Origin of the sequence: Acinetobacter sp. YH01019, assembly GCF_013420285.1 — a bacterium.
Taxonomy (GTDB): domain Bacteria; phylum Pseudomonadota; class Gammaproteobacteria; order Pseudomonadales; family Moraxellaceae; genus Acinetobacter; species Acinetobacter gandensis.
In genome coordinates, this window is sequence record NZ_VOYM01000074.1 from 1 (window position 1) to 14,712 (window position 14,712).

At 41.8% G+C, this 14,712-nt stretch carries 10 protein-coding genes; 3 read left to right on the forward strand and 7 right to left on the reverse strand.

Annotation, left to right across the window (positions count from 1 at the left end; genetic code table 11):
* Positions 1-189 precede the first annotated feature (189 nt).
* The 7 genes from FTT84_RS14390 to FTT84_RS14420 all read right to left on the reverse strand — a co-directional run bounded on the left by FTT84_RS14390 (position 190) and on the right by FTT84_RS14420 (position 9,925).
* Positions 190-1,593 carry an efflux transporter outer membrane subunit gene (locus FTT84_RS14390; protein ID WP_180081563.1) on the reverse strand — a complete coding sequence of 468 codons (1,404 nt, stop codon included), beginning with the start codon at positions 1,591-1,593 and terminating at the stop codon, positions 190-192.
* A gap of 10 nt (positions 1,594-1,603) precedes the next feature.
* On the reverse strand, positions 1,604-3,583 hold the full coding sequence (locus FTT84_RS14395) for a MacB family efflux pump subunit (RefSeq protein WP_180081561.1): 1,980 nt from the start codon (positions 3,581-3,583) through the stop codon (positions 1,604-1,606).
* A gap of 2 nt (positions 3,584-3,585) precedes the next feature.
* Positions 3,586-4,938: a MacA family efflux pump subunit gene (locus FTT84_RS14400; protein ID WP_180081559.1), complete on the reverse strand. Its 1,353-nt coding sequence runs from the start codon at positions 4,936-4,938 to the stop codon at positions 3,586-3,588.
* Positions 4,939-5,075: 137 nt separating this feature from the next.
* Complete coding sequence (gene holA, locus FTT84_RS14405; RefSeq protein WP_067763555.1) at positions 5,076-6,059, reverse strand: DNA polymerase III subunit delta; 984 nt, start codon at positions 6,057-6,059, stop codon at positions 5,076-5,078.
* Positions 6,060-6,067: 8 nt separating this feature from the next.
* Positions 6,068-6,601: an LPS assembly lipoprotein LptE gene (gene lptE / locus FTT84_RS14410; RefSeq protein ID WP_067763553.1), complete on the reverse strand. Its 534-nt coding sequence runs from the start codon at positions 6,599-6,601 to the stop codon at positions 6,068-6,070.
* Between the two features lie 244 nt (positions 6,602-6,845).
* Positions 6,846-9,467 (reverse strand): leucine--tRNA ligase, encoded by a 2,622-nt coding sequence (gene leuS / locus FTT84_RS14415; protein ID WP_180081557.1) that lies wholly within the window; start codon positions 9,465-9,467, stop codon positions 6,846-6,848.
* A gap of 128 nt (positions 9,468-9,595) precedes the next feature.
* On the reverse strand, positions 9,596-9,925 hold the full coding sequence (locus FTT84_RS14420) for a DUF4124 domain-containing protein (protein ID WP_067763549.1): 330 nt from the start codon (positions 9,923-9,925) through the stop codon (positions 9,596-9,598).
* A 703-nt stretch (positions 9,926-10,628) separates the two neighbouring features.
* Here FTT84_RS14420 and FTT84_RS14425 point away from each other — a divergent pair.
* The 3 genes from FTT84_RS14425 to ilvC all read left to right on the forward strand — a co-directional run bounded on the left by FTT84_RS14425 (position 10,629) and on the right by ilvC (position 13,974).
* Positions 10,629-12,356 (forward strand): acetolactate synthase 3 large subunit, encoded by a 1,728-nt coding sequence (locus FTT84_RS14425; protein ID WP_180057466.1) that lies wholly within the window; start codon positions 10,629-10,631, stop codon positions 12,354-12,356.
* A complete protein-coding gene (gene ilvN, locus FTT84_RS14430) occupies positions 12,353-12,844 on the forward strand; it encodes an acetolactate synthase small subunit (RefSeq protein WP_005016393.1) in 492 nt (163 codons plus the stop codon). Before FTT84_RS14425 ends, ilvN begins: the two co-directional genes overlap by 4 nt.
* 113 nt (positions 12,845-12,957) lie before the next feature.
* A complete protein-coding gene (gene ilvC, locus FTT84_RS14435) occupies positions 12,958-13,974 on the forward strand; it encodes a ketol-acid reductoisomerase (protein ID WP_067763545.1) in 1,017 nt (338 codons plus the stop codon).
* Positions 13,975-14,712 lie beyond the last annotated feature (738 nt).

The window sequence follows — 14,712 nt, forward strand, 5'->3', positions numbered from 1 at the left end:
CGACTCATAAGTGCTCGGTTATATGCGGGCCAATTGGTTGTGCGGTAGATTTTGTGTGCAGGCTTCTTCATTTGAAAATTATATCGCTGAAAAAGCCTTTACAGATAGGTTTGTGCAACAAAGCCGTTTGAAAGACAACTTGAAAATAGATCAGTTTAAAAAAGCCCTCTCGGGCTTTTTTATTTTAAATCAAGGTAACTGCTGAATCGGACTTCCACCCAATGCCTGCATTAAAGTCACATAAGCATTATATTGACTCTGCTTGGTTTGAACCAAAGATAGTCGAGCATTACGTGTGGTCTCTTGTGCATCTAACAAGTTTTTCAACGCAATTGCACCATTACGATAGCGTACTTCAGTCAAACGCTCAGTCTTTTCTGCAAGCTGTACATTACGCTCTTGCAAAGCAACTTGTTGACTTAACTCAGTGCGGTTGGATAGCGCATTTTCCACATCGGCAAAAGCCTGATACAAGGTCTGACGATATTGAATAATAGATTTTTCATAATCTAAATCACTAATCGCAAGGTCTTTCTTCATATCGTTATATTGCAAGAAAGGTAAACTTAAACTTGCACCCAAAGCCAAAGCTGGGTTTTGTAATAAATTACTCAAAGAGGTACTACTCGAGCCTAAACTGCCAGTCAAACTAATCGAAGGGTAGTAACTCGCTTTCGTTGCATCTTTATTTGCCAAAGCTTTACGTAATCTTAATTCGCTCGCTTGTAAATCTGGACGGCGAGACAACAACTCGGCAGGTAAACCTGCTGCAATCGTCGGTAATACAATTCGAGGTAAACGCTGCGGCTCTGAAATATTCAGTTGTTGCACAGGTTGATGCAATAACACAGCCAATGCAGTACGCGTTTCTACTTTTTGTTGGGCAATTTGGCTTAATGTCGATTTTTGACTTTGTACAGATTGTTCCGCTTGCGTTAGATCTAAACCTGATACGGCGCCAGCTTTGTATTGCACCTTGACCAAATCATAGGTTTTTTGCGTACTGGCTAAGTTTTGCTGCGCAATACTGTAGCGCTCATTTAAATAGCCAAGTTGCCAATATAGGTTTGCTGTTGTCGCAATCAAGCTTTGAGCAGTGGCTTGCAGGTCTTGTTCAGTTGCTAAAGCTTCCCATTTTGCTGCCTCTGTCTGGCTGGCCAAGCGACCAAATAAATCTACTTCATAACTAACGCCACCACTGAGTGATATACCTTTTGATGAGTCATCACCTGAGTTAAGGTCAAAGTTATGTCCAGTTGAAACACTTGAACTCACGCGTGGCCCTTGTTTATTTTCAGCCAAACCTGCTTGTAGTCGAGCTTGCTGTAAATTAATACCTGCTACAGCAAGGTCTGTATTGGCCGCTAAAACTTGATTCACCAACTGGTTTAATTGAGCATCATTAAACAATGTCCACCATTGGTCAGCATAAGTATCGGCATGAACTTGCTGACTCATGGCTTTCGCATTTTGAAATTGCGTCGGGATTTGTGTTGCAGGGGCTTCATAAGGCGTCTTAACCACAGCGGCACAGCCGACTAAGCTACTTCCGAGAATGAAGGCACTTGCAAGTTTAGTTAACGTCATTTGCATCATTATTTCCTTATTCGCGAGAAAGCGCATCGACAGGGTTAAGCTGTGCGGCATTACGTGCAGGAATAAAGCCAAACACAATACCAATCATACTTGAGCAGACAAATGCAGCAACGATAGATGTCGTTGAGTAGGCCATTTGGAATGTTCCACCGGCAAAATGACTAATCAATTGTCCAATACCTAAAGATAATAAAACCCCAAGCACACCGCCTAAGATACACACCAACACCGCCTCAATCAGGAACTGCTGTAAAATATCACTTTGACGGGCACCCACGGCCATACGTACACCAATTTCTTGAGTACGCTCCGTCACAGAAACCAACATAATGTTCATGACCCCAATACCACCGACGATCAATGAAATTACCGCAATCGCAGACACCAATAAGGTCATCGTTTGCGTAGTTTGTTGAATGGTTTCACGGATACTATCGGAGTTCTGTGTAAAGACATCTTGCGCGCCATGACGTTGCACCAATAAGTTTAATATGGCGTTCTCAGCAGCAGCACTTGGGTATTCATCTTTCACTCGGACAATAATGCTGCGCACATTCGACTGACCTAGCATACGACTCATGACCGTTGAATAAGGCAAATACACATTCAGGCTATCTGAGTTGCCCATCATGCTTTTTTGTTCTTCGATCACGCCAATGATACGGCTCGGCACACTGCCTAATAAAATCACTTGACCCACAGGGTTGGTGCCATCGGCAAAGAAGGTATTTTTAGTATTACTATCAATCACCACATCTTGCGCTTGCTCATTCACACTTTCTTTATCAAAAGGCTGACCAGAAGCGAAGTTCATTCCTTTGACATAGAAGAAATCTTCACTCACGCCATTCACTGTGGTCGACGCTTCTGTATCTTTAAAACGTGCTGTGACAGATGAATTGACTGAAGGACTAACGCCATCGACATAAGGCTGCTCAGCAAGGGCTGTCGCATCAGCTGGAACCAATGTTTTTACTTGGGAGGATCTGGAATTATCACCAAAGCCTCGACCTTGATACACCGTGATGGTATTGGTACCTAAACTGCTGATATTTTCTAAAATTTGCTTTTGTGAACCATTCCCAAGAGCCACAACAGAAACCACAGAAGCGATACCAATAATGATCCCGAGCATGGTTAAAAATGTACGCATACGGTGAGCATTCATGGCTAAAATCGCCATACGGAAGGCTTCACCTAAACGGTCAACGGCTGAGCGCCAGCTCGAGGTTTTTTTCTGTGTGTTTGGAACGAGTTGTTGTTTTTCTAAAGGTTCATCATCTGTTTCAGGCACATTGGGCTGATCTGAGATGATATTACCGTCAGAAATTTCAATAATTCGCGTCGCATTTTTCGCAACATTATGATCGTGAGTGACCAATATAATAGTATGACCTTTGGCATTGAGTTCGCGCAAAATCCGCATCACTTCAATACCACTATTCTTATCCAATGCACCGGTCGGTTCATCGGCAAGAATAACATCGCCACCATTCATGAGGGCACGCGCAATCGACACACGTTGTTGCTGACCACCCGAAAGTTGGCTCGGACGGTTTTGGGTTTTTTCACCCAGTCCTAAGTCAGTCAGCAGTTGCTTGGCACGTGCATTGCGTTCGGTTGCATCTGCACCGGCATAGATTGCGGGAACTTCAACGTTACCTGCAGCATTCAAATCACCGAGTAAGTGATAACGCTGGAAAATAAAGCCAAAATATTCACGGCGTAACTGTGCCAGTTCATCTGGTTCAAGTTCACGCGTTTCGCGCCCTTTGACTTTGTAGCTGCCATTTGTGGGTTTATCTAGGCAACCTAAAATGTTCATTAGGGTTGATTTACCTGAACCAGATTGACCGACAATAGCCACTAATTCACCAGGGTAAATCTCAAGATTCACCCCTTTTAGAATCTGGACGGTGTTTTCTCCGGCAGGGAATTCACGCGTCAGATTCTTGACCTCGAGTAGAGGTGTTTGATGTTGACTCATGATTACATTCTCATTGGGCCGCCAGCACCACCACGGTTGCTGCGTTTAGCTGAATCATTTGAAGTATCAGAACCGTCGGCAATCACGACTTTGTCACCCTGTTTTAAGCCACGGATCACTTGTGCGGTCACACGGTTATTTAAACCGAGTAATACCGGTTGTGGTTGAGCAGAACCATCGGCTTGTAGTACACGAACCATCGCAACGCTGGCTTTGCCTTGTTTGACTAATGCTTTTTCAGCTTCAGTCAGTTCTAAGCGTTTAGGACGATTTTGATTGTCTTTACTTTGTTTTGAAGCTTCATTGGTATTTTTTGGAGCAACTTCACCTTCAGTATTTGTGCTGTTACGGTTACGCTGCGGACGGTTAGAAGTTTGTACTGCAGCAGCAGGCACAGTGAGAACATTCTTCGCTTCATCTAAAATAATATAAACTTGAGCGGTCATATCAATACGTAATTTGCCGTCTTCATTGGGTACATCAAATAGTGCGTTGTAATACACAGCGGTACTTGATGATGACGATGTATTGCTATTGCTTTCAGTGTTAATTGAATTAGGCGCTGGTTCAACTTGACGTAATGTTGCGAAGTGTTTTGTTTCGCTATCACCAAGCGTTGTAAAGTAGACATTTTGACCTTCTTGAACTTTCATCACATCTGCTTCAGAAATTTCAGCTTTAATGGTCATGGTATCCAATTTTGCCAATTTCACAATGGTCGGCGCACTTTGGTTGGCATTTACGGTTTGACCTTCTTCAGTCACAATCGCCACGATGGTTCCATCCATAGGTGCAACAATTTGTGTATAGCCTAAGTCTTCTTTTGCAGTCGCTAAAGTTAAACGTGATTGTTCGATTTGTGCATTAATGGCTGCAATATCAGCTTGCGCAGTTTTATAACTTGCTAGCGCAGATTCAAGTTCTGCACGACTAGTCGCGTCTTGAGCGTACATTGCTTGTTGACGATTATATTCAGCTTGGACTTTTGCAAGATTTGCTTGTTTAACTGCCAATTGCGCTTGTTGGTTTTTGATGCTGGCTTCTGCAGTTTTTAAATCATTTTCCTGACGTACCGAGTCAATACGGGCAATCAGCTGACCTTGTTTCACTTCATCACCGAGTTGCACATACATCTTTTTCACCTGACCAGAAACCTGTGCACCAACACTCACCATTTTGGTTGCTTCAAGTACACCTGTTGCAAGTACAGAGTTTTCAATGTCACCACGACTCACTTCAGCAGTAATATATTGCGGCTGAGTTTCTTTAGGTTTTAGGAAATGCCATGCAGTGACAGCGATTGCCAAAGCAACGATGATGGCTACGATCAATTTTGCTGGTTTTATTTTTGGCATGGTTGGTAGTTAAAAGTTTAGAAAGATGATTGAATTATAAGATTTAAATACGGATAAATTGTGAACTTTTTGAACAAATAGAAATGATAATTATTCTTTTATGCTGAAATGCAGGTTATTACAGCCTTTTCATTAGACTAGAAGAGTCTGCGCCCACACAAGCTGGCAATGGCTTGTTGTACTAAGTGCTCAGGATTTTCATGACCTAAACCTTTAATTGACGCGTCTAAACGAAGTAATAGAGCAGGCCAAGTCAGAAATTCATTGGCATTCAAGCGGCGTAGCGCTTGTTGATATAATCCAATTTTCGTTTTCCAAATACCCAGCTGTAAAGCATTTTGTGGTTGCTCAAACAGTTGCATCAGCAAGCGCATTTCCTTGCTGATACTCCATAAAATGAGTGACATTGGCTCACCAGAGGCAATCAAATATTGAAAAATTTTAATTGATTGAGCCAAATTGCCTTGCAGCATGGCATCATTTAAATCGTAAGTGGTGTAGCGTGACTGATCTTGTAAGCAAGCATACAAATGATCAATTTGTATGATGTCTGCTTCAGGATAGGTATCCGCAACTCGCATCAAACTATTCTTGGCTGCAAGTAAGTTATGTTCATGATGCTGTTCTAACCATTGCCATGCATCATTGGCGAGTTGAATGCCGAGTTTTTGTGCTTCAACGGCCAAAATTTGTTGACGGTCTTTGGGATAATTGGCAGTCAGTGCAACATTGACACCATTGGCATCGATGGTTTGAAAAAAGCTGGTTTTTAAGCTGCTGCTATCCTGCTTAGGCATAACAATGAGTAGTAAATTACTTTCGTTATGTTGCAAATAGCTTTTTAATAATTTTAACGCACTGGCATCGGGTTTAATGTTGCCATGCGCCTCAATGGCTAATTGATTAGAAAATAATGACAGGCTATTGAGCGCATTAAAGACATTTTTCCAATCGGAAGCTGAACTGATGTCATAACGTTGACGTTCAACTTCTCGGCTATTCCAGCTCTTACGAAATGCATCCAGTAAATTTTGTTCGAGTAAGGGTTCTTGACCATGCAACACCCAGGCACCTTGAGCGTCATCAACACGTTTTAATGCCTGAAGGTAGTCAAGTTTCATGGACGGTTTTACTCAGCTTTGCTAGGTGCGGTTAATGGATTGGCTTTTGGTAGGCGGTTTGAAGAAATCTGACGCACAATCTGTTGTGCAATATCATCAATAATCACTTGTTTTAGATATTTTTCTTCTTGGTCATCGGTATTCACCGTTGCTACGTCATATTGGTAACTGCGTGTTGCCATTAATGTACGAGGTTCAGTGACTGGATTACCTTGTGCATCTTCAATACGGAACGTAACGTTTAGACGCAGTAAGGTTTCTACCAACTTACCATTTAACTCTAAACGACGAGGGGTGTAATCGAGTACGTGGAGGACATAGGCATCAGGATTATTGCTTAGTTGTACGCCGGCAGAACCTAAATAGATAGCCAATTTTTCATGGAGGTCATCGGTCTCTTCAGGCAGGACGAGACGCATTTTAGAATAGGCAACTGGTACAGAAGCAGGATTGGCACCTTTTAAGTGAAATCCACAACCGACCATGCCTGCGCTTAGGCCCAAAGTTAATACAATTGCAGCAACACGTTGAACCAAATGCATGTGGTGTCCTCTGTTTCCCGAAAGGGATAATTTTTGAAATCCTGTGTGGATTGTAAAGTCAAAGCCCGTTGACTGGCAACGGGCTTTGTTTGGGAATTGTGAATTCCTTCATAAAGTTCCTTCTCCCTCTGGGGGAAGGCTAGGATGAGGGTGATTTTTTCAACTTAGCTCTCCCTAACCCTCACTTGCAGAATTGTTTAAAGCAGTGCTTAAACAATTCTTCAGGAGAGGGAACATAAGGATATTAAACCACCAAGTTCACTAACTTACCTGGTACAACGATTTCTTTCTTTGTTGGACCGGTCAAGAATTGCTGTATTTCAGGTAATGCTTTTGCTTGTGTCAAGATGTCATCTTTCGCCGCATCTACAGAAACTTCTAATTTGCCACGAAGTTTACCATTTACTTGAACTACGATGGTTTGTGTATTGCGAGTTAATGCAGATTCATCCACTTGTGGGAATTGTGCTGATGTTAATTCGATACCAAACTCAGCCAATAATGTTTGACTCAAGTGCGGTGCAAATGGTGCAAGTAAAGTTAAAAGTGCGGTAATAGATTCACGTGCAACGGCGGCATCGTTATCATCTTTTACTTCAAACTTATTGTTTGCGTTTAGAAGTTCCATCATCGCTGCAATAGCAGTGTTAAATGCATGACGACGTGAAATGTCATCACCCACTTTTTGGATGGTTTCATGTGTTTTACGACGTAGGTCTTGTGCAGCAGTTGAAAGCGCAGCTTTATCAATCGCAGTTGCTTGCTTGCCTTGTTCAAGGAAGCCAGTCGTTAAACGCCATACACGTTTCAAGAAGCGGTTTGCGCCTTCAACACCGGCATCAGACCATTCAAGTGATTGATCTGGTGGCGCAGCAAACATCATGAATACACGAGCAGTATCTGCGCCGTATTGGTCAATAATCGCTTGTGGGTCGATACCGTTATTTTTCGACTTCGACATTTTCTCTTGACCACCAACGATAACGTCTTGACCATCTTCTTTATATTTAGCAGAAGTGATACGACCTTTCTCGTCACGCTCAAGTTCAATGTCAGCAGGGTTAAACCACGTTTTCTTACCTGAATCCGCTTCACGGTAGTAAGTATCAGCAAGCACCATACCTTGAGTTAACAGATTAGTGAATGGTTCGTTGCCTTGAACTACGCCTTCATCACGCATGAGTTTGTGGAAGAAGCGCGCATATAATAAATGCAGAATCGCGTGTTCAACACCACCGATGTATTGGTTCACAGGAAGCCAAGTTTGGCCTGCTTCAGGTTTCACCATACCGCCAGTGAAGTCTGGAGATGCATAACGTGCATAGTACCAAGAAGATTCTACGAATGTATCGAGCGTATCTGTTTCACGACGAGCGTCCCCACCACAGCATGGGCACGTTGTTTCGTAGAATTCAGGCATTTTGTTCAATGGATTACCTGAACCATCTGGTACAACGTCAGTTGGAAGTACAACAGGAAGCTGCTCTTCAGGTACTGGCACTTGACCACATGTATTACAGTTAATCATTGGAATTGGACAACCCCAATAACGCTGACGAGATACACCCCAGTCACGTAAACGGAATTGAACTTTAGAATTCGCAAGCTCTGTTGGTTCTAATTTCGCAAGGAATGCATCGTATGCGCCTTGGAAATCTAAACCATCAAATTCGCCTGAATTAACAAGTTTACCTTCTTTCGAGCCGTACCATTCTTGCCATTGAGTTGCGTCAAAGTCTGCATCATCAGCGCCTTTGGCATCAATCACTTGCTTAATGGTTAAGCCGTATTTGTTGGCAAATTCAAAGTCACGTTCATCGTGTGATGGAACTGCCATCACTGCGCCTGAACCGTAAGACATTAATACGTAGTTTGCGATCCAAACCGGAACTTCTTCGCCAGTGACAGGGTGCTTCACAGAAAGACCTGTTGCCATGCCTTTCTTCTCAGCAGTTGCTAGATCTGCTTCTGCAACTGAACCCATACGGCATTCTTCGATAAATGCTGCAAGATCCGGGTTGTTTTCAGCTGCTTTAAGTGCCATTGGGTGCTCTGCTGCAACGGCAACATAGGTCACGCCCATTAAGGTATCAGCACGAGTCGTAAATACCGTTAAACCATCTGCATAAATTTCTGGATTCGCTGATGGGAAGGTAATGTCCATCCCTTGTGAGCGACCAATCCAGTTACGTTGCATGGTCAACACTTGTTGTGGCCAACCGTCTTTTAGCGTGTCTAAATCGTCAAGTAATTCTTGCGCATAGTCAGTGATGCGGAAGTAGTACATTGGAATATCACGTTTTTCCACCAACGCACCTGAACGCCAACCGCGTCCATTTTCAACTTGTTCATTTGCAAGAACAGTTTGGTCGACTGGATCCCAGTTTACTGTTGAAAGTTTACGGTAGATCAGACCTTTTTTATAAAGTTGAACAAATAACCACTGTTCCCAACGGTAGTATTCTGGTGTACAGGTCGCAAATTCACGATCCCAATCCACAGAAAGACCTAACTTTTTAAGCTGATTACGCATGTAATCGATATTTTCAAAAGTCCATTTTGCTGGTGCAACTTGATGCGCAATTGCAGCATTTTCAGCAGGAAGACCGAAAGCATCCCAACCCATAGGTTGAAGTACAGTTTCACCTTGCAGGCGATGGAAACGGCTAATTACGTCACCAATGGTGTAGTTACGCACATGACCCATATGGAGTTTGCCACTTGGGTAAGGGAACATCGAAAGGATATAACGACGTGGGCCTTCTACTTGGTCGGCAACTTTAAAGGCTTTGCGAGTTTCCCAGTCCTGTTGGACGCTTGGTTCAATCGCACTGGCTTGATATTCAGGGTCAATGTGAGTAGTCATAAACGTAAATTAGAAATAACGGTTAAAAAGTTTGTGCTACAGCATAGCGCAAAAAGCACTTAGAGTGAATTTTGCAATGCGTTCGCAAGATAAATAATCGAATTTAAACTGCAGTGTTTTGATCAATCTTATTGAGGTGCGGCAGAAACTGCTTGACCTTGGCGAAGGGCGTCATTGGCTTCTCGTTGTTGGTCTTGTTGTTGCTGTTCTTGTTTCTCTGCTTCACGTGAAACATTTTCATTATTTTGGGTTGGATTGGCTTGAGTAGATTGGCTTGCACCATAAGTATTTACTTTACCTTTACGCTGAGCATTCTTAGGTGGCGGTGTAGTGGTGTAATGTGTTGAACCTTTCGAATCCACCCATTTGTAATATTCTTTGGCTGAGACCTGTGTAGTTGTTAAACCTAAGCACAATGATGAACATAATAGCGCAATAGGTGTGAATGCAATTTTCATAACATTTCTTTCCGTGATTTTGAATGCGATGTAGGCGAATATTTCTAAATTTTGCGCTAATTTAAATCTGGAATCTATGCCTTTTTAAGGTGGAATAGATAAGTGGGCGAACAGGGCGATGTAATCGCAGTTTGGGGAAGTCGTTATGGTTTTATTTTGAGCAATTTTGTGACCTAAGCACTAAAAATCAGTAGTGCTAAGAGGAGTAATAACTGAAAAAGTGCAGAAGAATAGAAATAATTCATTTAAATTATTTATTAGATTTATAAAAGTTTTTAATGGTTATTTGAATAAATTGTTATGAATGAAGCAACTGTTAAGAATAACTGCAACAGGTTGTTGAATAAAAAACAGTCGGTCTGTAATTAATCAGAAAAAAGCCAATCTTTAAACTTGACTTTAATGGTCGAAACCACAAAAATGCTGTCTTTAGTTTTATATGCCTTAGATCGATCACCCTTCGAATGAGTGCATTTTAGCAATGGACATCTTCTCTAGCCGAGACGTTGAACAAAGCCAACAAAATATGTTTATCCCAACATGTTTTAGACCCCATATTGCTCAAACAGCAAGCAGGTCAGATTTTTTTCTTATTGCTATGAAAACTATGAAATTTGTGTGCTATAACAGAGCACACAGTTAATGAATTAACCACGACAAATGCCCTCCATTTGTGCGTGAAAAAAGATTAGGGTGAATCACGTTGGAACTTTTATCTGGTGGTGAAATGCTTGTTCGCGCTTTAGCGGACGAAGGCGTTGAACATGTTTTTGGATACCCAGGCGGCGCAGTACTCCATATTTATGACGCGCTATTTCAACAAGACAAAATAAATCATTACCTCGTACGTCATGAACAAGCAGCGGGCCATATGGCTGATGCTTACTCACGTGTAACGGGTAAAACAGGTGTGGTTCTCGTCACATCTGGTCCGGGCGCAACAAATACCGTAACGCCAATTGCTACTGCTTATATGGACTCAATCCCAATGGTGATTTTGTCTGGTCAGGTTGCAAGCCATTTAATCGGTGAAGATGCGTTCCAAGAAACGGATATGGTTGGTATTTCGCGTCCAATCGTTAAGCACAGCTTTCAAGTGCGTCACGCAAGTGAAATTCCTGCAATCATCAAAAAAGCATTTTATATTGCATCATCAGGCCGCCCAGGTCCTGTAGTTGTCGATATTCCTAAGGATGCGACCAACCCTGCAGAAAAATTTGCATACGAATATCCTGAAAAAGTGAAGATGCGTTCGTATCAACCACCACACCGTGGTCACTCAGGTCAAATTCGTAAAGCAATTGATGAATTAATTCATGCGAAACGCCCGATTATTTATTCAGGCGGTGGTGTTGTTCAAGGTAATGCGTCAGCGCAATTGACTGAGCTTGCACATTTATTGGGCTACCCAGTAACTAGCACATTGATGGGTCTTGGTGCTTATCCAGGTAACGATGAACAGTTCATCGGTATGTTGGGTATGCATGGTACATACGAAGCAAACATGACTATGCACAATGCAGATGTAATTCTGTGTGTAGGTGCGCGTTTTGATGACCGTGTAACCAATAATCCTGCGAAATTCTGTCCAAATGCTAAAGTCATTCATATTGATATTGACCCAGCGACAATTTCAAAAACGATTATGGCGCACATTCCAATTGTAGGTGCAGTAGAGCCTGTATTGACAGAAATGTTGTCACAATTGAAACAGTTGAATGTGTCTAAGCCAAATCCAGAAGATATTTCAGCTTGGTGGAAACAAATCAATGAATGGCGTCAAGTTCATGGTTTGAACTATGACAAGCCAACTGATGGTTCAATGAAACCGCAACAAGTGGTTGAAGCATTAGACAAGATTACTAATAGCCAAGCGATTATTACTTCTGACGTTGGTCAACACCAAATGTTTGGTGCGCTTTACTATAAATACACACGTCCACGCCAATGGATTAACTCCGGTGGCTTGGGTACGATGGGTGTTGGTTTGCCATACGCAATGGCGGCGAAACTTGCATTCCCTGAGCAAGACGTTGTGTGTATTACTGGTGAAGCATCTATTCAGATGTGTATCCAAGAGCTTTCTACATGTAAGCAATATGGCTTAAATGTAAAAATTCTATGCTTGAATAACCGTGCTTTAGGTATGGTTAAGCAATGGCAAGACATGAACTATGAAGGTCGTCACTCAAGCTCTTATGTTGAGTCACTTCCTGACTTCCCTAAATTAATGGAAGCGTATGGTCATGTAGGTATCGAAATTAACCATGCAGATGAGCTTGAGTCTAAACTTGCTGAAGCGATGGCGATTAATGATAAATGTGTATTCATTAACGTAATGGTTGACCGCACTGAGCATGTATATCCAATGTTGATTGCAGGTCAATCAATGAAAGATATGTGGTTACACAAAGGGGAGCGCACACAATGAGACATATTATCTCTGTACTCGTAGAAAACGAAGCTGGTGCGCTTTCACGTTTAGTGGGCCTGTTCTCTCAACGTGGTTATAACATCGAAACTTTAAACGTTGCACCAACTGAAGATCCAACGCTTTCTCGTTTGACATTGACCACTTATGGTGATGATCACAAGATTGAGCAAATCACCAAGCAACTGAACAAACTTGTTGAAGTTGTGAAAGTTGTTGATTTGTCTGAAGGTGCACACATTGAGCGTGAATTGATGTTGATTAAAGTGAAAGCTTTAGGTGCAGCACGCGCTGAAATTAAACGTACTGCCGACATTTTCCGTGCACAAGTGGTAGATGTAACGCCAACCACGTATACCATTCAAATTGCAGGTACAACTGAAAAGATTGATGGTTTTATTGATGCCTTGGCTGAGAACACAATTTTAGAAGTTGTCCGTTCTGGTGTATCTGGTATCGCACGTGGCGAAAAAGTTTTAACGATCTAATTTTTTAAATAAATTCATCCTCACTCGGAAGGGTGAGGGCTTAACGAAGTGAACAAACAACAAAATCACAGCGTTAAGTCACAGGAAACAAATGCATTTTAGCGGAGACAGCAATGCAAATTTTTTACGATAAAGACACCGACTTATCTATCATCCAAGGCAAAAAAGTAGCAATCATTGGTTACGGTTCTCAAGGTCACGCGCATGCGCTTAACCTTAAAGATTCTGGCGTTGACGTAACTGTTGGTCTACGTGCGAACTCTACTTCTTGGAAAAAAGCTGAAAATTCAGGTCTTAAAGTTGCTGAAGTTCCTGCTGCTGTAGCACAAGCTGACGTAGTGATGATTTTGACTCCAGATGAGTTCCAATCACAACTTTATCGCGACGTAATTGAGCCAAACATCAAGCAAGGCGCGACTTTAGCATTTGCTCACGGTTTCTCTATTCTTTATAACCAAGTTGTTCCACGTGCTGACTTGGACGTAATCATGGTTGCACCTAAAGCACCTGGTCACACAGTACGTTCTGAATACCAACGTGGTTCAGGTGTTCCAGATCTAATCGCTGTACACCAAGATGCTTCTGGTAATGCACGTAACGTAGCGCTTTCTTACGCTTCAGGTGTAGGCGGTGGTCGTACTGGTATCATCGAAACTTCATTCCGTGAAGAAACTGAAACTGACCTTTTTGGTGAGCAAGCAGTTCTTTGTGGTGGTGCTGTTGAACTTGTTAAAATGGGCTTCGAAACTTTGGTTGAAGCTGGTTATGCTCCAGAAATGGCGTACTTCGAATGTCTACACGAGCTTAAATTGATCGTTGACTTAATGTTCGAAGGCGGTATTGCGGACATGAACTACTCTGTATCTAACAACGCTGAATACGGCGAATATGTAACTGGTACTGAAGTAATTAACGAACAATCTCGTGAAGCGATGCGTAATGCGCTTAAACGTATTCAATCTGGTGAATACGCGAAGATGTTCATCCAAGAAGGTGCGTTGAACTATCCTTCTATGACTGCTCGTCGTCGTCAAAACGCGGCGCATGGTATTGAAGTAACTGGTAACAAGTTACGTGCGATGATGCCTTGGATTCAAGCAAACAAAATCGTTGATAAAGAGAAAAACTAATTTCTCGAATCAGTTGATTTGAATGCGGAAACCCACTCTTTTTGAGTGGGTTTTTTATATTGGAAACTTCATGCCTTAAAAATGGAAAAGTGGTGCGTACTTTGTGTTTCATTCAAGGCTGTACTTTTCCTCCTCTTACTTCTTAAAAAAACAGTGTTTTATACATATTGGATTGAATTAAATAAAAGCTTTGAGTAAGTGAACACTATTTTCTTGACCAAGTTGTATTAATGCAAAATTCACATATCTTAAGTAAGTTTTTTATCATTGAATGTGGAGCTAAGTTTATTTAGAGAATGATTGATGGTGAGTAAAAATATATAAGCTAGAAATACGTGAACTTTGAATGAAAAGTAATTCTGTAATTTATTTTTGTTTCAAATCTCCTATATTTGTGTCATGTGTGTGGAATTTGGATTGTGATAGAGTTGACATAATTGATGCTACTCGTGTGGTGACTTCCGTGAGAACAATAAAATCCATCCTATTCTTATCTATATTTATCTCACTCCCTAGTTTTGCTGAAACGACACCAAATTCAACAGAAAATTTAGTCACTTTAAAAGATGTTCGAATCTCAATGCAGCGAATGCTGAAGTCAACTGATGGGGTGAACCGTACCGGGTTTGTCGGAGAGTCAATATTCTGAGAGACTATCCCGATGACAAAATTAAAATATGCCCCTGAAATCAGAGAAAGAGCGGTTCAATTATTGATTGAATCTGAAAAAGATTATCC